The 25860-nt window shown below is 50.4% G+C and carries 26 protein-coding genes and 3 pseudogenes; 25 read left to right on the top strand and 4 right to left on the bottom strand.

Going from position 1 to position 25860, the window contains the following annotated elements:
* Positions 1-13: 13 nt before the first annotated feature.
* The 14 genes and pseudogenes from R2K26_RS09130 to R2K26_RS09190 all read left to right on the top strand — a co-directional run.
* A pseudogene (locus R2K26_RS09130) lies at positions 14-142 on the top strand (Maff2 family mobile element protein); the annotation flags it as partial.
* A gap of 263 nt (positions 143-405) precedes the next feature.
* A pseudogene (locus R2K26_RS09135) lies at positions 406-627 on the top strand (phosphotransferase); the annotation flags it as partial.
* Positions 628-989: 362 nt separating this feature from the next.
* On the top strand, positions 990-2909 hold the full coding sequence (gene tet(W), locus R2K26_RS09140; protein ID WP_316519831.1) for a tetracycline resistance ribosomal protection protein Tet(W): 1920 nt from the start codon (positions 990-992) through the stop codon (positions 2907-2909).
* A 50-nt stretch (positions 2910-2959) separates the two neighbouring features.
* Positions 2960-3727, top strand: coding sequence for a class I SAM-dependent methyltransferase (locus tag R2K26_RS09145; RefSeq protein WP_002586626.1), 768 nt, complete (start codon positions 2960-2962; stop codon positions 3725-3727).
* Between the two features lie 207 nt (positions 3728-3934).
* Entirely contained in the window at positions 3935-4381 is a 447-nt protein-coding gene (locus tag R2K26_RS09150; RefSeq protein ID WP_002602096.1) for an RNA polymerase sigma factor, read from the top strand.
* On the top strand, positions 4371-4574 hold the full coding sequence (locus R2K26_RS09155) for a helix-turn-helix domain-containing protein (RefSeq protein ID WP_002602095.1): 204 nt from the start codon (positions 4371-4373) through the stop codon (positions 4572-4574). The genes R2K26_RS09150 and R2K26_RS09155 overlap by 11 nt, the downstream gene beginning before the upstream one ends.
* A gap of 533 nt (positions 4575-5107) precedes the next feature.
* Positions 5108-5506, top strand: coding sequence for a plasmid mobilization protein (locus R2K26_RS09160; RefSeq protein ID WP_002602094.1), 399 nt, complete (start codon positions 5108-5110; stop codon positions 5504-5506).
* On the top strand, positions 5478-7100 hold the full coding sequence (locus tag R2K26_RS09165) for a relaxase/mobilization nuclease domain-containing protein (RefSeq protein ID WP_002602093.1): 1623 nt from the start codon (positions 5478-5480) through the stop codon (positions 7098-7100). The genes R2K26_RS09160 and R2K26_RS09165 overlap by 29 nt, the downstream gene beginning before the upstream one ends.
* Before the next feature lie 186 nt (positions 7101-7286).
* Positions 7287-7478 (top strand): hypothetical protein, encoded by a 192-nt coding sequence (locus R2K26_RS09170; protein WP_006058351.1) that lies wholly within the window; start codon positions 7287-7289, stop codon positions 7476-7478.
* A complete protein-coding gene (locus tag R2K26_RS09175) occupies positions 7468-8226 on the top strand; it encodes a phage replisome organizer N-terminal domain-containing protein (RefSeq protein WP_002605636.1) in 759 nt (252 codons plus the stop codon). Before R2K26_RS09170 ends, R2K26_RS09175 begins: the two co-directional genes overlap by 11 nt.
* Positions 8223-9080: an ATP-binding protein gene (locus tag R2K26_RS09180; protein ID WP_002605635.1), complete on the top strand. Its 858-nt coding sequence runs from the start codon at positions 8223-8225 to the stop codon at positions 9078-9080. The genes R2K26_RS09175 and R2K26_RS09180 overlap by 4 nt, the downstream gene beginning before the upstream one ends.
* Positions 9077-9259: a transposon-encoded TnpW family protein gene (locus R2K26_RS09185; RefSeq protein ID WP_002605634.1), complete on the top strand. Its 183-nt coding sequence runs from the start codon at positions 9077-9079 to the stop codon at positions 9257-9259. The genes R2K26_RS09180 and R2K26_RS09185 overlap by 4 nt, the downstream gene beginning before the upstream one ends.
* Before the next feature lie 100 nt (positions 9260-9359).
* Positions 9360-9461, top strand: a pseudogene (locus R2K26_RS15450) (recombinase); the annotation flags it as partial.
* 140 nt (positions 9462-9601) lie between these two features.
* Positions 9602-9973 (top strand): TnpV protein, encoded by a 372-nt coding sequence (locus tag R2K26_RS09190; protein WP_316519865.1) that lies wholly within the window; start codon positions 9602-9604, stop codon positions 9971-9973.
* Between the two features lie 44 nt (positions 9974-10017).
* On the opposite strand, the gene R2K26_RS09195 is transcribed toward R2K26_RS09190, so the two are convergent.
* Genes R2K26_RS09195 through R2K26_RS09205 form a run of 3 tightly spaced genes read right to left on the bottom strand, consistent with a single transcriptional unit; the run spans position 10018 to position 13356 of the window.
* Positions 10018-11457 (bottom strand): ATP-binding protein, encoded by a 1440-nt coding sequence (locus R2K26_RS09195; protein WP_117491349.1) that lies wholly within the window; start codon positions 11455-11457, stop codon positions 10018-10020.
* Positions 11447-12367, bottom strand: coding sequence for a hypothetical protein (locus R2K26_RS09200; RefSeq protein WP_117491347.1), 921 nt, complete (start codon positions 12365-12367; stop codon positions 11447-11449). Before R2K26_RS09200 ends, R2K26_RS09195 begins: the two co-directional genes overlap by 11 nt.
* 56 nt (positions 12368-12423) lie before the next feature.
* Positions 12424-13356, bottom strand: a complete 933-nt coding sequence (locus tag R2K26_RS09205) for a sigma-70 family RNA polymerase sigma factor (protein WP_316519870.1) — start codon at positions 13354-13356, stop codon at positions 12424-12426.
* Positions 13357-13604: 248 nt separating this feature from the next.
* On the opposite strand from R2K26_RS09205, the gene R2K26_RS09210 reads away from it, so the two are divergent.
* The 7 genes from R2K26_RS09210 to mobQ all read left to right on the top strand — a co-directional run bounded on the left by R2K26_RS09210 (position 13605) and on the right by mobQ (position 20822).
* The gene (locus R2K26_RS09210) at positions 13605-13814 is read left to right on the top strand and encodes a transposon-encoded TnpW family protein (protein WP_118603264.1); all 210 of its coding nucleotides are present in this window, start codon (positions 13605-13607) and stop codon (positions 13812-13814) included.
* Positions 13811-15850, top strand: coding sequence for a recombinase family protein (locus tag R2K26_RS09215; protein WP_117491345.1), 2040 nt, complete (start codon positions 13811-13813; stop codon positions 15848-15850). The genes R2K26_RS09210 and R2K26_RS09215 overlap by 4 nt, the downstream gene beginning before the upstream one ends.
* A 69-nt stretch (positions 15851-15919) precedes the next feature.
* Entirely contained in the window at positions 15920-16549 is a 630-nt protein-coding gene (locus R2K26_RS09220) for a CHC2 zinc finger domain-containing protein (protein ID WP_117491343.1), read from the top strand.
* The gene (locus R2K26_RS09225) at positions 16521-17822 is read left to right on the top strand and encodes a phage/plasmid primase, P4 family (protein ID WP_316519876.1); all 1302 of its coding nucleotides are present in this window, start codon (positions 16521-16523) and stop codon (positions 17820-17822) included. The genes R2K26_RS09220 and R2K26_RS09225 overlap by 29 nt, the downstream gene beginning before the upstream one ends.
* A gap of 516 nt (positions 17823-18338) precedes the next feature.
* Complete coding sequence (locus R2K26_RS09230; protein WP_117491339.1) at positions 18339-18554, top strand: DUF6471 domain-containing protein; 216 nt, start codon at positions 18339-18341, stop codon at positions 18552-18554.
* A gap of 14 nt (positions 18555-18568) precedes the next feature.
* Positions 18569-18775, top strand: a complete 207-nt coding sequence (locus R2K26_RS09235; RefSeq protein ID WP_008394456.1) for a DUF3847 domain-containing protein — start codon at positions 18569-18571, stop codon at positions 18773-18775.
* Positions 18776-19127: 352 nt separating this feature from the next.
* On the top strand, positions 19128-20822 hold the full coding sequence (gene mobQ, locus R2K26_RS09240; RefSeq protein WP_117491337.1) for a MobQ family relaxase: 1695 nt from the start codon (positions 19128-19130) through the stop codon (positions 20820-20822).
* Between the two features lie 201 nt (positions 20823-21023).
* Here the strand turns inward: mobQ and R2K26_RS09245 are convergent, their stop codons facing one another.
* A complete protein-coding gene (locus R2K26_RS09245; protein WP_117491335.1) occupies positions 21024-21740 on the bottom strand; it encodes a leucine-rich repeat protein in 717 nt (238 codons plus the stop codon).
* Positions 21741-22402: 662 nt separating this feature from the next.
* Here R2K26_RS09245 and R2K26_RS09250 point away from each other — a divergent pair.
* From R2K26_RS09250 to R2K26_RS09265, 4 genes are all read left to right on the top strand, one after another.
* A complete protein-coding gene (locus R2K26_RS09250) occupies positions 22403-23926 on the top strand; it encodes a recombinase family protein (protein ID WP_244052803.1) in 1524 nt (507 codons plus the stop codon).
* Positions 23927-24206: 280 nt separating this feature from the next.
* Positions 24207-24479, top strand: coding sequence for a helix-turn-helix transcriptional regulator (locus tag R2K26_RS09255; protein WP_002592127.1), 273 nt, complete (start codon positions 24207-24209; stop codon positions 24477-24479).
* The gene (locus R2K26_RS09260) at positions 24439-24828 is read left to right on the top strand and encodes a TnpV protein (RefSeq protein WP_117534454.1); all 390 of its coding nucleotides are present in this window, start codon (positions 24439-24441) and stop codon (positions 24826-24828) included. Before R2K26_RS09255 ends, R2K26_RS09260 begins: the two co-directional genes overlap by 41 nt.
* 16 nt (positions 24829-24844) lie before the next feature.
* Positions 24845-25807: a DUF3658 domain-containing protein gene (locus tag R2K26_RS09265; RefSeq protein ID WP_014078537.1), complete on the top strand. Its 963-nt coding sequence runs from the start codon at positions 24845-24847 to the stop codon at positions 25805-25807.
* The last annotated feature ends 53 nt before the right edge of the window (positions 25808-25860 follow it).

A 25860-nucleotide genomic window follows, 5' to 3' on the forward strand; every position in this document is an offset into this window, starting at 1 on the left:
GGAGGATTATTTTATGGCATTTTTCAACAGTGCAGTTGGTGTTTTGCAGACTCTCGTAGTGGCCCTGGGCGCAGGTCTTGGTATCTGGGGCGTTATCAACCTTCTGGAAGGTTATGGCCAGGACAACCCTGCTTCCAATGCTCATGTACGGTAAGGAAGCAAGCAACCGAAAACAAGAGATAGACCGCCAGCACTACACTATTCCGAACCAAAGACCAAAAGATAAGCATTGTGGGAAAATCTAAACTTTTGGATTTTCCTACAATGCCGACTACGGCGGAATCCTTCCCACTCCTTATATCTTTATTTCCGTATACATTGAATTTGTATTTAGTAAATGCTATAATGTCCCTATTCAAATTATAAATGTGTTGAATTAGTTACATGTACATATTTTTTGTGCCGCATAAATACCCTGTTGAGGTTGTCGTTCTTTGTCCAGATGTGGAAACAATAAAAGGAAGGGAACGATACAGGGAGAAAACAGGCTATTCCGGCTTTACGGTTGAAACCTTATACGATACATTTATGCAGACAACACCACGGATCGGCTTTTGGCTGGACAATTCCAACCAAACACCACAGCAGACAGCAGAAACCATTCTGAACGCCAGAAAGTCGGTATGATTGTTACATATAAGGGGAAGAAAAATTTCTTTTAGGTACTTGCTTTCCTAAAACTAATGTGATATAATAGCATCATTCCAAAAAAGGAGTAAAAAATATGCGGCAAGGTATTCTTAAATAAAACTATAATCAAATAGTGGGAACAAAGGATTATGATAGTCCCTTTTGTGGGGGCTTGGTTTTTTGTACCCAATTTAAGAATACTTTTGCCTTATCAATTTTGACATATCCGAAAAACAGCAATCACAAACAGGTGTATGCTGTATATGTGTATGTCCGCAAATTATAATCCCCAGTGGTAAAAGTATTTTACTGCTGGGGATTTTTATGCCCTTTTGGGGCTGTAAAAGGAGGACAATCACATGAAAATAATCAATATTGGAATTCTCGCCCATGTAGACGCAGGAAAAACAACATTGACGGAAAGCCTGCTGTACACCAGTGGAGCGATTGCGGAACAAGGAAACGTGGATAAAGGAACTACAAGAACAGACACTATGATTTTGGAACGGCAGCGCGGAATTACCATTCAAGCGGCAGTCACTTCCTTCCAGTGGCACAGATGTAAAGTTAACATTGTGGATACGCCCGGCCACATGGATTTTTTGGCGGAGGTGTACCGCTCTTTGGCTGTTTTAGATGGGGCCATCTTGGTGATCTCCGCTAAAGATGGCGTGCAGGCCCAGACCCGTATTCTGTTCCATGCCCTGCGGAAAATGAACATTCCCACCGTTATCTTTATCAACAAGATCGACCAGGCTGGCGTTGATTTGCAGAGCGTGGTTCAGTCTGTTCGGGATAAGCTCTCCGCCGATATTATCATCAAGCAGACGGTGTCGCTGTCCCCGGAAATAGTCCTGGAGGAAAATACCGACATAGAAGCATGGGATGCGGTCATCGAAAATAACGATGAATTATTGGAAAAGTATATCGCAGGAGAACCAATCAGCCGGGAAAAACTTGCGCGGGAGGAACAGCAGCGGGTTCAAGACGCCTCCCTGTTCCCAGTCTATCATGGCAGCGCCAAAAATGGCCTTGGCATTCAACCGTTGATGGATGCGGTGACAGGGCTGTTCCAACCGATTGGGGAACAGGGGGGCGCCGCCCTATGCGGCAGCGTTTTCAAGGTTGAGTACACCGATTGCGGCCAGCGGCGTGTCTATCTACGGTTATACAGCGGAACGCTGCGCCTGCGGGATACGGTGGCCCTGGCCGGGAGAGAAAAGCTGAAAATCACAGAGATGCGTATTCCATCCAAAGGGGAAATTGTTCGGACAGACACCGCTTATCAGGGTGAAATTGTTATCCTTCCCAGCGACAGCGTGAGGTTAAACGATGTATTAGGGGACCAAACCCGGCTCCCTCGTAAAAGGTGGCGCGAGGACCCCCTCCCCATGCTGCGGACGACGATTGCGCCGAAAACGGCAGCGCAAAGAGAACGGCTGCTGGACGCTCTTACGCAACTTGCGGATACTGACCCGCTTTTGCGTTGCGAAGTGGATTCCATCACCCATGAGATCATTCTTTCTTTTTTGGGCCGGGTGCAGTTGGAGGTTGTTTCCGCTTTGCTGTCGGAAAAATACAAGCTTGAAACAGTGGTAAAGGAACCCTCCGTCATTTATATGGAGCGGCCGCTCAAAGCAGCCAGCCACACCATCCATATCGAGGTGCCGCCCAACCCGTTTTGGGCATCCATAGGACTGTCTGTTACACCACTCTCGCTTGGCTCCGGTGTACAATACGAGAGCCGGGTTTCGCTGGGATACTTGAACCAGAGTTTTCAAAACGCTGTCAGGGATGGTATCCGTTACGGGCTGGAGCAGGGCTTGTTCGGCTGGAACGTAACGGACTGTAAGATTTGCTTTGAATACGGGCTTTATTACAGTCCGGTCAGCACGCCGGCGGACTTCCGCTCATTGGCCCCGATTGTATTGGAACAGGCATTGAAGGAATCGGGGACGCAGCTGCTGGAACCTTATCTCTCCTTCATCCTCTATGCGCCCCAGGAATACCTTTCCAGGGCTTATCATGATGCACCGAAATACTGTGCCACCATCGAAACGGCCCAGGTAAAAAAGGATGAAGTTGTCTTTACTGGCGAGATTCCCGCCCGCTGTATACAGGCATACCGTACTGATCTGGCCTTTTACACCAACGGGCGGAGCGTATGCCTTACAGAGCTGAAAGGATATCAGGCCGCTGTCGGTCAGCCGGTCATCCAGCCCCGCCGTCCAAACAGCCGCCTGGACAAGGTGCGCCATATGTTTCAGAAGGTAATGTAAAGATACATAATCGTCAAGACGGCAACAATCAGAAGTTATGGAGGGTAACAATGGAATATAGTAAGGAAGATTTAATGGAAGCAAAAAAGCAAATTTGGGGAGTGGGAGAGAACATGGGAACAGAGGAAAGTAAAAAAATCTGGGAGGAGAACGCACAATTTTGGGATAATGCAATGGGTGACGAATCTAATGAATTTCACAGAGAGGTAGTGCGTCCCAAAGTAACGGAACTTCTATCTCCTAATCCTGCGGATTACATTTTGGATATTGCGTGTGGCAATGGAAATTATTCTTCGTATCTTGCACAAAGAGGCGCTTCGGTTGTCGCTTTTGATTACAGCAAAAAAATGATAGAATTGGCTAAAAGACGGCAATCACAATATGCAAAACAAATTGAATTTTGTGTGGCGGATGCGACCGATAGAAAAAGTATATTAGAATTAAAAAGAAATCGAGCCTTTACGAAAGCAGTTTCTAATATGGCAATTATGGATATTACGGATATTGAACCACTTCTTATGGCTGTTTATGAACTGTTGCAGGAAAGCGGAATTTTTGTCTTTGCAACGCAACACCCTTGTTTTGTCACGTTGACTGAAAAATATATGACACCGCACAGTTACTATGATATAGCGATTGAAGGGCAACCGAAAGAGCAGATTTATTATCATCGTTCCATACAAGATATTTTTAACCTTTGTTTTAGAGCTGGATTTGTCATTGATGGATTTTATGAAGAATGTTTTAAAACCAACAAAGAAATTCCTATGGTAATGATAGTAAGGCTTAAGAAGGTAAAACGTGATAGCTTAAAATAAATTCAAGTTTGTCGGGTAAATAGCAAACCCAGCCGAGCCAGTCAACGGTCAAGATGAACGGCGCATATGCGCAGCCGTTGACAGCCCCGCCCGGTTTTGCAGTTAGGCAGTCAAGGAGCGACAGCCTAAAGTGCTGCCGCCCCTTACTATCATAAAAAGCAACTACTAACCAGCCACAGCCCTTTTGGGAGGAAAGGGGGATTTTCCATGACCTGTACAGAAGAATATCGGGAACATATCGAGTACACTTTCCATGCCTTTTGCAAAGTCGTTATCCGAAATGCAACGATCAACGCAGCGAGGACACGGAGCAGGAAGCACAAAAGAGAAATATCCCTTGAATACCTCACAGACGAAAAGCACTACCCTTTAGGCACGACAGATGAATATTTCCAAGCCCCGGAGCCGGACGAGGAATACATACTTACCCTTTGCGGCGATACGGTCATTTTCAGCAGCGGTTTACTTGCGGAAGCCCTGTCACGGCTGGACGAACGGGAGCGGGAAATGATTTACCTGTCCTTTTTCAAGCGTATTCCACAGCACGAAATTGGCAGACAGTACGGGCGCAGCCGCAGCACAGCGGGCTACCATATCCGAAAAGCCCTACGGCAGCTCCAAGCGGAAATGGAGGGAATGGCATATGAGAAATAATAGGCTTCTCCCCTATGAAACAATCGTCCAAGCCGCCAGCGGGGAGCCGGAAGCGGTGGGAACTGTATTGCAGTATTACCGCCGCCGCATACAATGTGCCGCCCGTGTGAATGGACGGGTAGACCAAGATACAGAGGACTACATCACCCAGACGCTTCTCACAGCTATTTTCAAGTTCCGCTTTGGGAGATAGCCCTACCGCCTACAACTGAATAACCGCCGCTTCGCCGGCAACCAGAAAGCAGTAAATCTATTCAACAGATTTGCTGCTTTTTTTCGTTCCTGTTTGGCATTTTTGAAAATCCCCAGTATGAAAAAACAAAAGGGAAAATAGCCGCCGCAGTTGGCAAAATCCCTTACTTATCCGTAGAGGGTATCAAAGAAAAAAATACTGCCATTGTCCGCCTATTCCGGCTTGCGTGGTGTTGTAGGGAATAGAGGGGAAATTCTAAAAATCTCCGTCCATTTTGCTTTGCGTGGTGTTGTAGGTAGTGAAAGGAAAATTTTCAAGATAAGCCGGAATAGCGGGTAGCAAAGCCCTTTTGAAACGTTTTGTTAGCGGAAAGGACGGGAGCCGGGGAACGCCGGAGTTTTTCAGAGCAAGATTCTACCGAGGTGCCAAAATTCGCTCTCCGCTTATTTTTGCCCCTGCGGGAATCTTGTTGGGGAGTGCCTTCCCCAAACCCTGCTATGCGCCCTGTCGGGCGAGAAAGGAGGTCACAGACCATGCGAAAGAAATACAATACGCCCCACCGCCGTCATGTGGTAAAGACCCGCATGACCGATGAAGAATACGCCGACTTCACCGGGCGGCTGGCGGCTTATGAAATCAGCCAGTCCGAGTTTATCCGGCAAGCCATACGGAAAGCGACCATACGCCCCATTGTCACCGTTTCCCCGGTCAATGACGGGCTGCTTGCCGCCCTCTCCAAGCTCACGGCAGAGTACGGGAAAATCGGCGGCAACTTAAACCAGATTGCCCGGAGCCTGAACGAATACGGAAGCCCCTACCGGGGGCTGGAAAAGGAAGTGCGGGGAGCCGCCGCCGACCTTGCCGCCTTGAAGTTTGAAGTCTTGCAGAAAGTAGGTGAAGCCGTTGGCGATACTCAAACATATCAGCTCTAAAAATGCCAACTACGGGGACGCTGAAAAATACCTCACATTCGAGCATGACGAGTTTACCATGAAGCCCACCCTTGACGCAGACGGGCGGCTCATACCGAGGGTAGACTACCGCATATCCTCTCTGAATTGTGGCGGGGAGGATTTTGCCGTTGCCTGTATGCGCTCCAATCTCCGCTACGGCAAGAACCAGAAACGGGAGGACGTAAAGAGCCACCACTACATCATCAGCTTTGACCCACGGGACGGCCCGGACAACGGCTTGACCGTTGATCGGGCGCAGGAGCTGGGCGAGAAGTTCTGCGCCGAGCATTTCCCCGGACACCAGGCCCTTGTCTGCACCCACCCGGACGGACACAGCCACACCGAAAATATCCATGTGCATATCGTCATTAACAGTCTGCGGATTGCGGAGGTTCCCATGCTGCCCCACATGGACAGGCCAGCGGACAGGAAAGCAGGCTGCAAGCACCGCTGTACGGACGCAGCTATGAACTATCTGAAAGCCGAAGTCATGGAGATGTGCCACAGCGAGGGGCTTTACCAGATAGACCTTTTGAACGGCAGCAAAGAACGCATTACCGAGCGTGAGTATTGGGCGCAGAAGAAAGGACAGGCTGCCCTTGACAGAGCCAACGCCCCTATTGCTGCGGACGGTATCGCGCCCCGGCAGACCAAGTTTGAAACGGATAAGGCGAAGCTGCGCCGGACTATCCGGGAAGCCCTTGCCGCTGCTTCCGGCTTTGATGAGTTTGCCGCCCTGCTTCTCCGGCATGGTGTGACCGTCAAGGAGAGCCGGGGGCGGCTAAGTTACCTCACGCCGGACAGGACGAAGCCAATTACCGCCCGGAAGCTGGGGGACGATTTTGACCGGGCTGCTGTCCTCTCCGTTTTGGAGCAGAACGCCGCCAGAGCCGCCGAAAAACCCGCAGCCATAGCGGAATACCCCGGCAGTATCAAAGACCGCTTACGGACGAAAAAAGAAGCGAAAAACGCCCCGAACAATGACGCTGTACAGCGCATGGTAGACATAGCCGCCAAGCGAGCCGAGGGGAAAGGACGGGGCTATGAGAAGTGGGCGACCATGCACAACCTCAAACAGATGTCGGCTACCCTCATGCTCTACCAGCAGTATGGCTTTTCTTCCCCGGACGAGCTGGACGCTGCCATTTCCGCAGCCAACACCGCCACGCAGGAGAGCCTTGCCGGACTGAAAGGGCTGGAAGCCGCTATCCGGGAGAAAAAGGAATTGCAGCGCAACCTTTTGGGCTATATCGGCACGAAGCCCGCCCGTGACGGTCTGAAAGCGCAGAAATCGGAGAAAGCCCGGAGAGCCTACCGGGAACAGCACGAAAGCGATTTTATCATAGCGGACACAGCCGCCCGTTATTTCCGGGAGCATGGAATAACCAAGCTGCCAGCCAGCAAAGCCCTGCAAAGGGAGATTGAGCAGCTTACCGTCCAGAAGAACGCCGGATATAACGACTACCGGGAGAAACGCCAGCGGGCGCAGGAGCTTCAGACAGTCAGACGCAATATCGACCAGATTTTAAGGGGCGCACCGAGCCAGCAGAAAAAGCGTGAACAGGAGCGTTAAAGACCGCCCCGAAATGATACCGAAACCCTACAAAAATACAGGTATGATATGAACCCTTACCGCAATACTCCCCGACTTCCAAACGGGGCTTACAGGGCAGAAAAAGCCCGAAAATGATACCGAGAACATACAGAAAATGCCCCCTATCCCGCTACACCGATAGGAACGGCAGAAAGGAGCTTACCATTGCCGAGAATGAGCAAGAAGCGGCGGCTGGAATGGTCTTTCTTCCTCAACCACCGCAACCGTATCACTTACAACGACCTATGCCGGGGCTGCACCCGTGACTGCAAACAGAGCTTCCGGGCGGTTATCATACTATGCCCTCGCTATTATTCCAAACGCTGGAAAAAGGAGGACGCAGCCTATGGCAGATAACCGCAAATATTACTACCTCAAGCTGAAAGAGAGCTATTTTGACGATGATGCAATCGTTCTGCTGGAAAGTATGCAGGACGGCGTTATCTATTCCAACATTCTCTTGAAGCTGTACTTGAAATCGCTGAAAAACGGCGGGAAATTGCAGCTTGACGAGAATATCCCCTACACCGCCCAGATGATTGCGACCATTACCCGCCAGCAGGTAGGTACCGTAGAGAGAGCTTTGAAAATCTTTATGAAGCTGGGGCTTGTGGAGCCTTTGCCAAGCGGCGCACTCTACATGAGCAACATTGAGCTTTTAATCGGCCAGTCCTCTACCGAGGGGGAGCGCAAGCGCAGGGCGCGGCTGGCTTTGCAGGAACAAAAAGCCCTGCCGCAGACAGGGGCGGACAAATGTCCACCATATCGAGCGGACATTTGTCCACCAGAGATAGAGATAGAGAAAGAGATAGATATAGAAATAGAAAAAGAGAGAGAGTTAGAAACGGGACACCCCGCCCCCGCCGCCTATGGCAGATACCACAATGTCATTCTTTCCGATACGGAGCTTGACGGGCTGAAAACAGAGCTTCCCGGCAAGTGGGAGTATTACATTGACCGCCTATCCTGCCATATCGCTTCCAGCGGGAGGAAATACAAGAGCCATGCAGCCACGATTTTCAAGTGGGCGCAGGAGGACGCAGCCAAGAAAGCCCCGAAAAAGGGCATACCCGATTATACCTGTAAGGAGGGCGAGAGCTTATGACGAATGGATTTGATGAAATGATTTTGAATATGACCGACACCACGCCGGAGCCGGAGGACTACACCGGCGAGGACGGGCTTTTATACTGCGGGAAGTGCCACAAGCCCAAAGAGGGCTATTTCCCCAAAGAAACCGCCGCATGGCTGGGGCGTGACCGCCACCCGGCAGAATGTGACTGCCAGCGGGCAGAGCGTGAGGAACGGGAAGCCGCAGAGAAACAGCGCAGTCACCTTGAAACTGTCGAGCGGTTGAAGCGGCGGGGCTTTACAGACCCGGCTATGCAGGGCTGGACGTTTGAGAACGACAACGGCAAGTGCCCGCAAATGGAACACGCCCATTTCTATGTGGAGAACTGGGAAACCATGAAAGAGCGCAACATTGGCTATCTGCTATGGGGCGGCGTTGGCACAGGCAAGAGCTATTTTGCGGGCTGTATCGCAAATGCCCTTATGGAGCGTGAAATCCCCGTGTGCATGACAAACTTTGCATTGATATTGGGTGACCTTGCCGCCAGCTTTGAGGGCAGGAATGAATATATCTCCCGACTTTGCAGCTTCCCGCTGCTTATCCTTGACGATTTTGGAATGGAACGGGGAACGGAATACGGCTTAGAGCAGGTCTACAACGTGATTGACAGCCGTTACCGCAGCGGCAGGCCGCTGATCGTCACGACTAATCTCACGCTGGAGGACTTGCAGCACCCGGAGGACACCGCCCACGCCCGCATTTATGACCGTCTGATTGAAATGTGTTCTCCTGTCCGCTTTACCGGGAGCAACTTCCGAAAAGCCACGGCGCAGGAGAAAATGGGACAACTGAAAAAGCTGATGAACAGAAAGGAGAGCCGCCTATGACCAACACCCCAAAGAATGACCGCAGCACCCGCCGCCCGGATTGCGTGACGGAAATCCGCATAGGTAATTCTGTCCTTGTCGTTTCCGGCTATTTCAAGCAGGACACCACCGCCACCGCCGCCGATAAAATGCTGAAAGTGCTGGAAGCGGAAGCTGCTACACAAAAATCGGCAATTTGACGGGACGTAAAGAAGCAGAAAGGACTGTACAGCCAGCCCCGGCGTGTGGTATGATAGTCATACGGAATAGTGGGGCTGGCTGTCGGAAATGGAGGACACTATGTTAAGACAGACCACCCGAAACCTTATTACCGCCCTTTATCCGAGATTATCCCACGAGGACGAGCTGCAAGGTGAGAGCAATTCTATTTCAAACCAAGAGTTACTATGTAGAGGGTGGTTTCTCCCACCTAATACATATGACTGCGGCTCATTTGTGGTGAATGGAACGGCAGTTGTAGGAAAGGAGCCCCAAAAAGCCTTATAACCGCTGCAAATCAACACAAAAAGGAGCTGAACTTTATGAAATCTCTATTTGAGGAAATGGGCGGCACTTACCGTCAGGAGGGTGATTATCTTATCCCGAACCTTGTGCTGCCGGACGAACCAGAATACCAGATCGGCAAGTACGGGCGTGTGCGCCGCAGCTATCTGAAAGAACATCGTCCGGTTCTCTATGCAAGCCTGCTCACAAGCGGAACGCTGCATCGGCATCTTGCCGAGATCGACCAAGCCTGCAATGAGCGTATGGAAATCATCGTTCCTGCAATGGCGAAGCAGGAAGGCGTGACAGAAACTTTGAAAGCCGCCGACCAAATGGAATGGGTGCGCCGCATGAACAGCATCCGCAACCGTGCGGAGGAAATCGTTTTAACCGAGCTTGTATATGAATGACAAATGCCCGTTATTGGTTGTATGGCCGATAACGGGCATTATCTTTATTCTTTTGGTGCTACAAACTTGTATTTGCCCTTTCCAGAGCCGCTGACAGGCTCGATCAAATCCGCATTTTTCAGTTTTGTAATGAGATTGCCTGCGGCAGTAACAGAATCCTTTGTGATAGTAGCGATATCGGAGCGACCAAAGACACCATCAACGCCCATATTTGCAAATACCGCTTTTGCCTTTGCAATCGTACCTTGGCTTGCGTTCAGCCGGTCAATCGCAACCTCAATCGCAATATTTTCGTCCTCAATCGTAACCTTGCTTGCAGTTGCCACTGTTCCATAATTTAGATTATAGAGCGTAACTTGAAAAGAACTGGCATCTGAATAGAATTTAGGCTCCAGTTCGTCACGGTAATTGTGAGCGGCGCGGTAGGTTTCCGTGATTTTCTTAAAGCCGCTGCCTTGCCGCTCCATATAGCCCAGCCGTCCGAAAATATCTGCAAGGACAGGGTTGCGGCGCGTGGAGGAAATGCTGGACAGATCACGCTCCTGTATCCGTGTGCCGTCTGCCATACCGCCGGGAGAATATATGGTAAGGCGGTCATCGTAAATGTCGATGTGGACTTCGCTGCCCAAAATCAGATAATCCCGATGGATCAGCGCATTGACAAGCGCCTCAAAAACGCTTCGTTCGCAGTAGTCTGGCATCTCAACACGGGAATCGGCGGTTTTCTTCCAGCGCGTTTTCATATTCCGCTTGACAAAGCTGACGCCCTCATTGAGCAGAATGATCAGGCTGCCGGAGAATTCCGCACTGTCAAGTGCATCTACCATGCCGCCGCTTTTATCAAGGCCGTTCCAGCGTGTGCAGAACAGGCGGGAATGCCGGATGGGAGAATCATCCGCAAGCAAAGCGCCTGCATTGGTCAGCTTGCCGTGTTCGTCCCGCATATCGAAAGAATCGAACAGCTTTTCTTCCATGCTGTTGCCCGTCCAAGCCTTATACCGTTCGCGCAGCTTGGAAAAAGCGTAATCCTTGAAATCATACTCAGAAACCAGTTCGTCATAGGTGCGGTGCATTCCCTTGAGAATAAGCTGGTTCAGCACATAGGACGGGGCGATCACGCTTTCATTGCCGATGCGGATATATGCCTCCATAATGCCGTCTGCTTTGTAGTAATACGGTGTGGAGCGCCCTGCGGACACAGACAGCACAAGAATATCCTTGCCGTCCTCCCGTTCTGGTGTGAGGATAAAACTCGGATAAGGCGTGATACGCTCTTTGATCAACCGGCTGATTGTCTCCGCATCAGTCTGTGCGTCAGCTAAGCCGACAACATTTCTGTCATTATCAATACCAAAAAACAGTGTGCCGCCAATGCCATTTGCAAAGGCGCTAACGCTTTTGAGCCAGCTTTTCGGCTTCTTTACCTCCAGCGCGACCTTGAAATCACATTCGGTCGCTTCTGCGATCCAGCGGTCAATCATCATTCTCACCGTCCTGTCCCTTATTTTTTCCTCTGCTCTTATAGACATTATACTGATTCTTGCACCGGGCGCTGCAAAATGCGGAATTGGCCCGGCTGCCGAGGAATACCTTCTGGCAGTGCTTGCACAGCCGCAGGGGCTTTGCATCGTCCACCAGCATGAAACTGAACATCATCTGGATGCCCAGCAGCAGCGAATGAAAGTCCCAATAGATGGTCGGTTTCTCCAGCAGTTCGATATGATAGGTAGGCGCAATGCCGCCGAAGGCAGCCATGGCCTTGCGGTAAAGATTTCTTGTATCCTCGTCAATGCTGTCGTAGTCGTTATAGTACAAAACGGAGGTGGTCAGCGTGAACGCCCAATCCTTGAACTGCTGCGCTACCCAGTCATAAGGTTCGGCATACTCCCGCTGGAAGCTCATGTTCTTCGCCATTGGTTCCTCCATGAAGGTCATCGTCAGAGCAATCATCATATTATCCCCGGAAACATTCCAACTGGATTCCACACCCTTTTTCACCACATCCAATTTGTCGAAGGGATAGAACAGAGCAAGATAATCCTCTGTCGCCATGCTTTCTTCCTTGATGAAGTGATTCTTTGGCAGATAGACTGCCTCATAGTCCATAAATGACGGCGTGGTGGGCAGTGCCGTCATCAGCCCCAACAGACCGTAGTGGGTCACAAAGGCCAGAATTGCCTTTTCCACCACATCCTCCGACCTGCGGTTCATCATCAACATCCCCACATTCAGTGCTTCCAGCACCATCTCGGAGGACTCCTTCAGCGGGTTATAGATGTCGGGCTTTGCCGCCTTCTCCGGCGTAATATAGCGTTTTCCGTCCTTGCCGGTCTTGATCTCATAGCGGTCATACCGCACCCAATGGGAACGGGACTGTGCAAACAGATTGTTCATGACGCTGTTCCTCTCGAATCGTAATCTATCTATATATTAACCATATTACCATTGTATCAACCGTCCTCGGCATCGTCAAGGACGGCTTTCTTTTTTCTCGGCTTTGTTTTGTTCTCTCGGCGGATCACGGCATCCTTGCCCATGGTTTGCAGCAGCGCTTCATATTCCTCTACGAACTTGCGCTCCCGCAGGGTAAGGCCATGATCGTTTTCCAGCTTTTCACTCAGATGCTCATACATCCGCTTTTGCAGCTTTTTCTGAATGGTCATCCGCAGCTTTCGGATGTTTCGGTCGGACTGTCCACGGATGGCAGCAAGCCGTGCGGTGCTGTATTGCTTGACGAACAGGTAGTACAGCACCTCCTTCTGCTCATCACTGAGGGTGAAAAAGAGCTTGGAGAGAAAACGGTTGGAAGTCAGCTCGTGCAGCTCGTAAGGGCAGGAGAAGATGATGTCAAGAAAATTTCCCTGACAGAGCTGACGGAACCTCGGCAGATTCATCCACAGCGGGGCGATCCTCGGATCAGGTACCGCCTGAAACTCCAACGGCACATCCCCACGCAGGTTTTCGTGGTCACGCTCTCGGCGCTCCCGATTTCTGTCCAGCATGTTCCACTCGTCTACCACAGTCAGAAAATCGGATTCCGTCTGTGCCGCTTCCTCTAAACGCTTCAACGCCTCTGCACGAATTTCCCGCTTGAGTCGTTTTTCGCTGGTGGGCGCGGATTCCTCTTCCTCGTCCTCCAGCTCGGCGTTGTAGTCTCTGGGGTGCTCGTCTTGCTCCAGCTCGCTTTCCAGCTCCAAAGCGCGCTCCTCTGCAAGTGCTTCCTCCAGCGTCTCATCCACCGGCGCAGTGTCAGGCGAATCCTCCCAATCGGCAAAGCCGTCCGCATCCATTTCAAGGCCGGTTTCCTCTATTTGCTCCTCGGCATCTTCTTCCTCATCGGAAAAATCATCATCCAGCAGCAGTTCATCCTCCCATGATTCCATGACAGCTTCACCTCCCCGAAAAAATATTTTTCTTTTTTTCAAAAACGGTTCCGATTTACACCCCGTATTTCTCCTATTAGTAGAGGAAGTAATCTTAGCACAAGTTACACGGATTACTTTCCGAGCCATCAGCGAAGAAAAGGAGGATATGGAGCATGGAAAACCAACAGAAAGCCAGGGTTAGCTTACAGCCAACGGAACCAAACATATTATATCAAAATCCAACCAATCACGCAAGGAGGATGCCTATGGAGCAGAACAAACGAGAACAGTTTATCATCCGCCGGATCGGCGGCACCACCTACAAGGTCAGAGTCGTGTTCAACGAAAGTGGCGGCGAGACCTTGGAGGATAAAATTTTGCGGATTGTACGCAATGATATGGTTACAAACGACGGAACCTATGGTATAATGGAGACACCACAAATGAGCCGACAGTCTGAAAGGAGCGCATCATGAGCGTGAAACAGACTGAAAGCAAAATTACCGCTCTCTATGAGCGGCTGTCCCGCGACGATGACAATGCCGGGGATAGCAACTCCATCGTGAATCAGAAAAAATACCTCGAAAGCTATGCCCAGCAGAGAGGCTACACCAACTGCCGCCACTATACCGATGATGGATGGAGCGGCGGCAATTTCGAGCGTCCGGCATGGAAACAGCTGGTGGCGGACATTGAAGCAGGCAAGGTGGCCCATGTCATTGTCAAGGATATGAGCCGGGCGGGGCGTGACTATCTGCAAACCGGCTTTTACACAGAGGTATTCTTCCGGCAGCATGGCGTCCACTTTGTTGCCATTGCCAACGGCGTGGACAGTGATGACCAGAACAGCAACGAGTTTGCGCCCTTCCTCAACATCATGAACGAATGGTATCTTCGTGACCTGAGCCGCAAGCAGAAAACCGCCATTCGGGTCAAGGGGGAATCCGGCAAGCCAACCACCAACTGTGCCATCTACGGCTATAAGAAAGACCCGGAGAACAAATACCACTGGCTGATCGACGAGGAAGCGGCTGCCGTGGTGCGGCGTATCTTCCAGCTGACCATTGAGGGCAAAGGCCCCTACGACATCGCCCGCATCCTGTTTGATGACAAGATCGACACGCCTGCGGTCTACTTTGGCAAACAGAACAAGGGTGTCTGGAAAAGCAAGGAGGAGTTCCCCAACCCGTATAACTGGAGCGGCTACATCGTTGGGCAGATTCTCTCCAAGCCGGAGTATATGGGGCATACTGTGAATTTCCGTTCCCACAAGCAGTCCTATAAGGACAAGAATGCGGTGATGAATCCCCCGGAGGATTGGCTGATTTTCGAGAACACCCATGAAGCCATCGTGGATGCAGAAACATGGGAGCTGGCACAGAAGCTGCGGAAAACGCCACGGCGGCATGACACGCTGGGTGAGGCGAATCCCCTGACAGGGCTTGTGTTCTGTGCTGACTGTGGAGCAAAGATGTATAACCATCGGTCACGAGGGACAGAAAGCAAACCTTATCCCTACGATGCGTTTGAATGCTCCACATACAAGTTGGCAGGTCAAAAGCGCTCCGCCGCTTGCTGTGGACATCATATCAGCACCAAAGCGCTGCGGGAGCTGATTCTGGAAACCATCCGGGCTGCCAGCACCTTTGCCATCTCCGACCGAGACGCTTTTCTGGAGAAGGTACGCTCCGCCTCCCAGCTTCGACAGGCAGAGGCGGCCAAGGATGCCAAGCGAAAGCTGAGCAAAGACAAAAAGCGTATTACCGAGTTGGACACCATCATCAAAAAGCTCTATGAATCCTTTGCTGTCGGGCGCATCACCGATGAACGCTTTGACAGTCTGCTGGCGGATTACGAAGCCGAGCAAAAAACGCTGCAAGCCTCTGTCACAGAAGCGGAAGAAAGGCTGTCCGCTTTCGCAGAGGACAGTGCCCGTGTGGAGCAGTTTCTGGAGCTGGCAAGGAAGTACACGGATTTCTCCGAGCTGACCACGCCCATGATCAACGAGTTTATTGAGAAGATCATCGTCCACGCCCCGGAGCGTATTGACGGCGACCGGGTGCAGGAGGTGGAGATCCACCTTCGCTTTATCGGGCAGTTTGAGCTTCCCGCACCGGAGCTGACCGAGGAAGAAATCAAGCGGCAGGAGTTCTTGAAAAAAGAGCGCATCCGCAGCCGGGAGCGCTATCAGAAGCTGAAATCCGGGGAACGCATCGTGGGTGTCCCGGTTACGCTGACCTGCAAATGCTGCGGGCAGGAGTTTGAATCCAAGCGGACAAATACCCTGTTCTGCGGCCCCAACTGCCGGGCAAAATTCTACCGGCAGGAGGCGGCGGAGAGCCGCAGTCGGGCGTGTACCTGCGAAAACTGCGGCAAGGAGTTTATCACAACAAGGTTAAATGTGAAATATTGCAGTGACGATTGTCGGTATGCAGCACAGATTAAGCGGCAGGGCGCACGGAAGAAAGCCTTGCGAGAAGCTAAGAACGAGGAAGAAACGAAAACAGCATAAGAAAAGACGCAGACGGCGGCTTGCCCCAGATTGGGCAGGCCGCCGTTTTTGCGCAGAAATGGAGGTATCATGCGTATTTTTGAAATCATAAAAGAGAACGTCAATCTGCGGGAGGCGGCAGAACTGTATGGGATCGATGTGAATAGATATGGCAAAGCCCTCTGCCCCTTTCACAACGACCGGCACCCCAGCCTGTATGTGGCCGATGACCATTATTATTGCTTCGCCTGCGGGGAGCACGGAGATGTGATCGACTTTGTAGGCAGGCTGTTTCAGCTTTCACCGTATAACGCGGCACGGAAGCTGATGGCAGATTTTCATCTCAGCCCGGACAAGCCGCCCAGCGCAGCAGCGCTCCACGCAAAGCGCATCCGCACGGAAGCACAGCAGCTCATGGAAAACGAGCGGCTGTGCTTTTTTGTTCTGTCGGATTATGTCCGTGTGCTGCAAGACTGGAAGGTTCGGTATGCGCCACGCACACAGGGCGAGCCGCTTCATGAGCGATTTATAGAAGCCTGCCGCAATCTCGACCAGACGGAATATTACTTGGATATTCTGTGCGCCGGGGATTCCCACGAATGCGCAGAGGTGGTCCAACAGCAGATGGCGGACGGCAAACTGGACGGGCTGAGAAAAAGATTAGAGGAAATTCACAGGGAGGAATTGGAAGATGGATATGACAGCGCAGGCGTGGCCTGACTGGTATGACGGCAGGCACATCAATGAGGTGCTGTTCTGCCAGCAGTTTTTGGACAAGCACCCCATGAAATGTGTGCGCGGTCGGCTGTTCACGGTGGATGGGCTGATTGAGGACGAGGGGCAGATCGGCAATCTCATTCTGGAGGAAATCTCCGGAGTGCTGACCTCTGGCCTGTCCAAAGTCGTGACAAATCTGCTTGCCAGCATCAAGCTGCAAGCGTATTCGCCGCCGCTGCCCATTGAGACAGATCGCATCCATGTTGCCAACGGGACGTATTTCATGGACGGCAGCTTTACCCCCAACAAGAGCTACTGCAACAACCGCCTGACCGTCTCTTACAATCCTGATGCACCTACACCGAAACGCTGGCTGCAATTCCTATCGGAGCTGCTGCAACAGGAGGACATTCCCACCTTGCAGGAGTTCCTTGGTTACTGCCTGCTGCCGACTACCAAGGGTCAGAAAATGCTCATGCTCATCGGCAAGGGCGGCGAGGGCAAAAGCCGCATCGGGCTGGTCATGCGCTCGCTGTTGGGTGACAGCATGAATACCACCAGCATCCAGAAGGTCGAGAGCAACCGGTTCAGCCGTGCGGACTTGGAGAACAAACTCCTGATGGTGGACGATGATATGGACATGAGCGCCTTGCCCAAGACCAATTATATCAAATCCATCGTCACATCTGAGTGCAAAATGGACATGGAGCGCAAGGGCGTTCAGAGCTATCAAAGCCAGCTTTATGTTCGCTTCCTCTGCTTTGGCAACGGTGCGCTGACCGCCCTGCACGACAAGTCCGACGGCTTCTTTCGCCGCCAGATCGTGCTGACCACCAAAGACCGGCCTGCAGGCAGAGCGGACGATCCGTTTCTGGTGGACAAACTGCTGCGGGAAAAGGAGGGCATCTTTCTCTGGTGTCTGGAGGGGCTGTACCGGCTGATCGAGAACAATTATCAGTTCAGCATTTCGGGCAAAGCCAAAGAAAATATGGAGACGGTCAAGCGCAGCAGCAACAATGTGATCGAGTTTCTGCAATCCGAGGGCTATATCCGCTTTCGGGCAGACAGCGAGGCCAGCTCCAAGGCGATCTATGAAGCCTACACAAGATGGTGCGACGACAACGCGCAGAAGCCCATGTCCGCCAACCGGGTCAGCTCCGAGCTTGTACAAAATGAGCGGCTTTACAATGTAGAGGCCACCAACAATGTCCATGTCGGCGGTAAGCGGGTGCGGGGGTTTGTGGGCATTGAGGTGGTCAATCCGCCGCCGTATTAAAAATGAGGAATGGACTTCAAAATTGCCGTACACGCCGTACACCCTGTACGGCTGTTTTTGATTCCATTCTCAAAAACCGTCTTTGCTTGTGCGCACCGTGAAGCATTTCACGGTAGAGTGTAAAACCTGCCGTCGAATCGGCGGCTGGCACGCAAAACAGGCGTACAGCAACGTACAGAAGGCGGGCTTGCCGTACCAAGCCGTACACCGACGGCTCGATTTTGCTGTTCCAAAATCAATGCTTGTGAAATCCGTGAAGATTTTCGCCGCAGGTCGAACGCACTGCACCGTCCGGTGATTTACCGTAGTGTGAAGCCATTGCACCGGAATGTGGTATATCCCACCGTTCCGCATGACCTCACGCAGAATGATGAAGCCGATAGGGCGCAGTTGTGAACAGGGCATCACGGACGGAAATCTGAGCAGATTTGCGGCACGGCAGATTTTTCACCGCAAAGCGCACACAGTTCACTTACTCAAAAACCAATATCACGAAAATATGGAGGTAAAAAGTTGATGAAATCCAATCTGAGAAATGAGATCAAGTCGTACATCGTTCGTCAGGGAATGACCATGCAGGAGATCGTTGATCTGCTGCGGGACGAACACGGCTGGTCTGACAGTGTATCCAACCTGTCTAATAAGCTCCAGCGGGAATCCCTGCGCTATGTCGAAGCCGTCCAGCTTGCCGATGCGCTGGGCTATGAAATCGTCTGGCAGAAACGAAGATAAGGAGGATTTTTCACATGACAGATGCAGAAAAGAAGTTGTTGCAGGCACAGCACCGATTGGAGGAAGCGCAGGCCAGAGACAGAGTCAAGGAGCGCAAAGCCAGAACACGCAGGCTCATTCAGGAGGGTGCGATTCTGGAAAAGGTGCTGCCAGAGGTGCGCACGATGGAACCGTCTGTGCTGGAGGGGTATCTTTCACGGAAGCTGGGAAAACAAATCTAAATTTCAGATGGGAGGTCTCCGGAAAAACGGGGGCCTTCCTCTTTTTTCTCCCGAAGGGCGCACTTACTCACCACCTGTAAAACAGGCGGTGGTATGCCTGCGGCATCGTGCGCTCTCCGAGGGGGATTTCGCTTTCTGCGGAAAGCGACAGACAATGCCACAGCATTTGCGGATGCTGCTGTCATCGTCTGCGCGATTGGGCAAATACCGTCGCTTCAACCGACGCTATTTTCCAACCGCCTGCGCAAACCTGCCACCGGCAGCTTTGCCGCAGAAATGGACAGGCGTTCAGCCCGTCCATTTTCTCTTTTACAAAAGAGAAACAGAAAAAAGAAAACGAGGTGAACGAACAATGGCAATTTACCATCTGGAAGCGAAGGTGGTCAGCCGGGGTGCGGGACGCTCCGCTGTGGCCGCCTCCGCTTATCTGAGCTGCTCCCGCTTGTATAACGATTACGACGGGATACAGCATGACTACACAAAAAAACAGGGACTTGTCTGGCAGGAAGTGTTTCTGCCGGAATATGCCCCGCAGGAATGGCAAGATCGTGAAAAGCTCTGGAACGCCGTGGAGGAAGTGGAGACAGCCAAAGACAGCCGTTTGGCACGGGAATTTGTCGTTGCCTTGCCCATAGAGCTGAACCGTGAGGAGCAGATTGAGTTGCTGCAAGAATTTATCCGGGAGCAGTTTGTGGCCGATGGAATGTGCGCCGACGCAGCCATCCACGACACCGACGGTCGCAACCCTCATGCCCACATTCTCTTGACGGTGCGCCCGTTGGATGAGCAGGGACACTGGCAGTACAAGACCGAGAAGGAATATCTCTGCATGAGAAACGGTGAGGAACGAGGTTTTACTGCCGCTGAGTTTAAGGCGGCACAGAACGAGCGATGGGAGAAACAATATCCCTACAAGGTCGGCAAAAAGAAGGTGTATATGGTTCCTTCCGAGGCCGATGCGCAGGGGCTTGCCCGTGCAGATAAGCACCCCAAAAGCACCCGCTACGGCAGACAGAATCCTATCTCCGAGCGCTGGAACAGTGAGGAGCAGCTTGCGGCATGGCGGGCGGTTTGGGCAGATGTGTCCAACCGCTGTCTGGAACGCGCCGGGCACGAGGAGCGCATTGACCACCGCAGCCATGCAGACCGAGGTTTGACCGAGCAGCCTACCATTCACGAGGGAGTGGTTGCCCGTGCATTGGAGAAGAAGGGTATCATGTCTGACCGCTGTGAAATCAACCGCCAGATCAAGGCTGACAATGCGTTGCTCCGGGAATTGAAAGCGACGGTCAAAAAGCTGATGCAGACAGTGAAGAACAGCGTTCCTGCCATAGCGGAGGCAATGGAAAAGTTGCGAGGCAGTATGCTGATTTTCAGTTATCAGCTTCGTCATATCGGCATTGGCAAGCACAACATCGGTAGGCGTGTCAAGGCAATCAAGCCAGAGTTAGAGCGATATACGGGCTTGGTGCAGCAGATCAAGGCGAAAAGCAAGGAATGTAAAAATCTGCTTGCGGAGAAAAAAGAAACGCCGTTTTATCAGATACCCAAGCTGCATGACCTTTCCCGCCGTATCGCAGAGCTGACTGAAGAATTGGAGGAACTGAATACCGAGAAAGAAATGCTGCTCCGTTCTCTGGACTGCGCCGATGATACCGGTATTTCTTCTGTAAAGAAGGATATTGCCGCAATGGAAAGTGCGCTGAAAAAACTGGAAGCGCAGGAGGCAAAGTATTCTGCTGAACTGGATGCCGCACTGAAGGAATACAGCGGATTGAAGGAACAGGCTTCAGAATTTGACGCCGGTGAGCTGATGGAGGCACGGCTTTCCATCCGTGGGGAAAAAGAACGCTCTGCGGTTACTCGTGTGCAGAACGCCTACGGCGAGAAATACGATTCGCTGATGATGTTTGACAGCAAGCGAGATGTTGCAAATCTGCTCCATGAGGAAGCGGAAGCACACTCCGTCCGGGAGCACCTGCGACAGAAACAACAGACAAAGACGCAACGGCAAAGGAAACCCAAACACTACGAACAGGAACGGTGAATCCCGTTCCTGTTCAGTATTGTAAAACAGCATATTGCAGCACCTCACTGTAAAGTCATTGTCCAGAGGAACAGCTTGCTACCTTTCATTGGATTCCATCAGCAAGGAGAGCCCTATTGTTCGCCAATAGAGCTCTCCTTTCCAACCTGTATTTTCACTTTGTTTTGTTGCACGATACACGTAATATGCTTTTTAAATGTGTTACTCCACTACGAACGGAATTCCATACTCCTTGGCAAAGGATTCAATATAGCTGTCTGCCGGACCGTAGATGGTGAGGTTGTCGCAACCGTAAAAATTTTCTTCGTCATCAATACTGGTTAGTGCATCTGTAAAGTGGAGTTCCATTAACCGGCAGCAGTTGGTAAATGTACCAATACCTACTAATTCCTGCACATTCTCGCCGAGAATGACTTGACGCAGGTTAGAGCAATCCCCAAAAGTCAGTCCTCTGAATATGGTTACACCCTCACAGATTACAAGTTCCACTGATTCATTGTTCGTAAATACTTGTTCTAATTCTTTTACGCTTTCCGGGATCAATACCGCACGCACAGGGTTATCGTTGGCAAAAACGTAATCATAGAAACCCGTAACCGGCTTGCCCTCAATCTCTTCAGGGATGACAACAACGGTATCGCTGCCCGTATAGCTTCTGATTTTGATACCATCATCCTCTACATCATAGGTGAAGTCTTCTGCCGGAGCGACTGCATGGTTGCGAAGCATTTCTTCGGTGATTGGGGAATTAGGGTCAACCTTGGTGTTCTGCGTCTTGTGATCTTCCTCTTCTGCGGTCACAGTGTTGTCCGTACTGCCGGTCGTGCCATCCGTGGCCTTGCCGCCGCAGGCCGTCATACCCAGCACCAGAACAAGTGCTAGAAACAGCGCTGGAAGCTTCTTATTCATTTTGCTCATGATATTTTCTCCTTTTTGGGATAAGTTTTAAAAAATCAGGAAACACCGCAAATAGGGCCAGAAAACGTTCGATCCAATTACATCTTCCGAAATTCTTGCACCTCCGTTCCAAAGTAACCGGATAAATAATAACGCCAGCTGAAAATAGTTTTGTCGGGATCATTCATTAAATATTCCCAGTATAGGCTCCAAATTACCCACGACGCTTCTTCCGATTCGTTGCGTTTGTTAATGCAGATTACGCACAACATGCATTAGATTTGCAACGTCCATATCCGCTCTCAGATACGCATCCGTCATAAGTGCAGGCAAATCTCTGTAGCACTGGTAAATGTACGGGGTGGAGAGTCCACATCAATACGCCGATTTCAAAAAATATGTCAATATTTTTCGCAGAGTTTGCCACTCTATGTGAGAGCCTGTCTGCTATATTCGAAAACATTATAGCATTTGGATGGACAAAAATCAATATCAACTAATACCATTCAGCAGGAAAGCCTTGGTTGGAGCGTATAAATGTTTGCTATTATGTAAGCTGCCGATATTTTAATATTGAGTAACCTGCAAGCCGACTGGTATAATACAGTCGGCTTGTTTAGTTTTTCACAGAATCATCAGCAAATTTATTTATCTTTACAATATGGAAAAAATACCCTTGACAAATCTCGTCTCAGAAGCGTATTCTTGAAACCTATGCGAAGCAGAACGGCTTTTCCAATCTGCAATGGTACACAGATGACGGTTATTCTGGGGCGAACTTCCAAAGACCCGGTTTTCAAGCCATGCTTGCGGACATTGAAGCCGGAAAAGTCGGCACCGTTATCGTCAAGGATATGTCACGGTTAGGGCGAAACTATCTGCAAGTGGGAATGTATACGGAAATGATTTTCCCACAGAAAGGCGTCCGCTTTATCGCTATCAATGACGGAGTGGACAGCGCACAGGGCGACAATGATTTTGCCCCTCTGCGGAACATTTTTAACGAATGGCTGGTGAGAGATACGAGCAAGAAAATCAAAGCAGTAAAACGGTCTAAGGGTATGAGCGGGAAGCCCGTCACGAGCAAACCCGTATACGGCTACTTTATGGACGAGGACGAAAATTTTATCATTGACGGGGAAGCCGCCCCTGTTGTGCGGCAGATTTACAGCTTGTGCCTTGCCGGGAACGGGCCGACCAAGATAGCCCGTATGCTCACAGAGCAGGAGATCCCCACGCCGGGAACGCTGGAATACCGTCGGACGGGAAGCACCCGCCGCTACCACCCCGGCTATGAGTGCAAGTGGGCGACCAATACCGTGGTACATATCCTTGAAAACAGGGAGTACACGGGCTGTCTGGTAAACTTCAAGACGGAGAAGCCGTCCTACAAGACCAAGCACAGCGTAGAGAACCCCATTGAGAAACAGGCGATTTTCGAGAACCACCATGAGCCTATCATTGACACCCAGATGTGGGAGCGTGTGCAGGAGTTACGCAAGCAGCGCAAACGCCCGAACCGCTATGATGAAGTGGGCTTATTCTCCGGCATACTCTTTTGTGCCGACTGCGGCAGCGTCCTTTACCAGCAGCGTTACCAGAACGCCACCCGCAAGCAGGATTGTTATATCTGCGGGAGCTACAAGAAGCGTACCCGTGACTGTACGGCGCACTTTATCCGCACCGACCTGTTGACCGCCGGAGTGACCGACAATCTGCGGAAAGTCACCAGCTATGCAGCGAAGCACGAAGCCCGGTTTATGAAGCTGCTGATCGAGCAGAACGAGGACGGGGGCAAGCGCAGGAACGCCGCAAGGAAAAAGGAGCTGGAAGCCGCCGAGAAGCGTATCAGCGAGTTATCCGCTATCTTCAAGCGGCTGTATGAGGACAGCGTGACCGGGCGCATTTCAGACGAGCGTTTCACGGAGCTGTCGGCAGACTATGAAGCCGAGCAGAAAGAACTGAAAGAGAGAGCCGCCGCTATCCGGGCAGAGCTTTCCAAAGCGCAGGAAGCCACGGTAAACGCAGAAAAGTTTATGAATGTTGTCCGCAAGTACACCAGCTTTGAAGAACTTACCCCTACCCTTTTGCGTGAGTTTGTGGAGAAAATCGTTGTGCATGAGTGCAGCTATGACGAGAACGGCACACGCAGACAGGACATTGATATTTATTACTCTTTCGTTGGCAAGGTAGACCTGCCCGAATGACCGCCCGACCTATCCGGCGCAATGCGCAAACGCCGGATAGGAACGGCAAAATTTTTTACACTTCTACTACTTCTTTATCACACATCAGCAAAAAGCCAGGGTATGAAGCAGTTTATGGCTAATTAAAGGGAACAAAAAGAAAGGAAAAACCAATCCAGACGGTATCAGCGGCAGGATACAAGAATAAATTGTGATTACACAAGATTGGTGTTATAATAAGAGAAAAGTTCCTGCCGGGGCAGCCGCCCCGGTGGTATGGATAGGAAGGCGGGAAAGCAATATGCACATCAGCTATAAACCACTCTGGCATACACTGTTAGAGCGTGATATGAGAAAAGAAGATTTAAGGCTTGCTGCTGGTATGACAACGAATATGATTGCCAACATGAGCAAAGAGGGAAAGCACATCAGCATGGACACATTAGCCCGTATCTGCGAAACGCTGAATTGTGAGATTACCGATGTAATTGAGTTAGTACCAGACGAGCCTGCTTCCACAGGAGGTAAGGAACATGAGCGAATTGAAACCAAGAATAACAGAAAACGGAATTGATTATATCCTTGTTGGAGATTACTACATCCCAGACTTGAAGCTGCCGGAAGAACACCGCCCCATCGGAAAGTACGGACGGATGCACCGGGAATATTTAAGAGAAGTCCACCCAGCCAGATTGAACACATTGACCTTGACCGGGGAGTTATGGACATACCTTGCAGACCTGAACGAACAGGCACAGGAACGGTTAGACACCATCATGGAGCAGATGAAAGCCACCGAGGGCGTGACCGAGGAATTGAAGCGTACCCGTCAAATGGAATGGGTGCAGCGTTGCAATAACATTCACAACCGAGCAGAAGAAATTGTTTTGCATGATATAATTTATTCATACGGGAGTAATTAAATCGGAGGTATATAAGATGATTGAAATTGTATTTGGTGAAAGTGCCTGTGGAAGTTTGAAAATTGCCCAAACTTACGGTAAGGGAAAGTATAGAGGAAGTGCAGTTTCGGTCTTTATGAGGCACGAAGATGGGAGTGTTCCATCTTCAGATGAAATGAAAGAAGCACAAATTCAAGCACAGGAACAAGAACATATTGCTTGGGAGAATGCTATTCCATTGGGAGGCAAGAGCAGTGATGTTTATTGTTTTGATATGGCTCTTAGTGTGGGAGATATTTCTGATAATGGAATTGGCGAACAGCGGAAAAATGTTCTCAAGAAAATGCTGTCTGTCTGGTTTGTAGAGGATTTAGACTATCAGGTTGAAGAAAAAATACAGAAAATTAAAACTACATTGTCTTCGGTTATTGAACGATATGTAGCTGGGGAAGAAGTTCGTATTTGGTATAGCTATAATCCGGATGAACTTTGCGGTATGTACTGGCTTATGAAACAACTTCGACCATTAAACTGTCAGACAACAATTTATTTGGTTAAGTTACCTGCCTGGGAATATGGAAAAGAAAACACTATGACATCCAAAATAGCATGGGGTGAGGTTTCTCCTGGCGAATGGGGAAAATATATAACTCTACAAGAAAAAGCTAAGCCTGTATTTCTTTCAGCTTGTGCTATGAAATGGAATCAACTTCAAAATGAAAATGCACCTTTGCGTGCAATGCTAAATGGTAAATTGCAAAGTGTTTCAGAAGATATATATGATAGTTTCATTCTTCGTGAAATTGCGGAACAGCCAGAGCAATTCAAAATGGCTATTGTTATAGGTAATGTTTTAGGAAAATATCAACTTGGAATTAGTGATGTATGGATTTCTAATCGCATTGATAAAATGCTTGAAGATGGTGTGTTGGAAATTATACAGGACGCACCAAAGGGAGAAACAAATTATCGCCGGATATTAAGAAAACGAATGAAATAATAACCACAGCAAGAACCGCTGCTACATGGAAGGCACCCCAACCATGCAACAGC

It is taken from the genome of Neglectibacter sp. CSJ-5 (genome assembly GCF_032490475.1).
Lineage (GTDB): Bacteria > Bacillota > Clostridia > Oscillospirales > Acutalibacteraceae > Hominenteromicrobium > Hominenteromicrobium mulieris.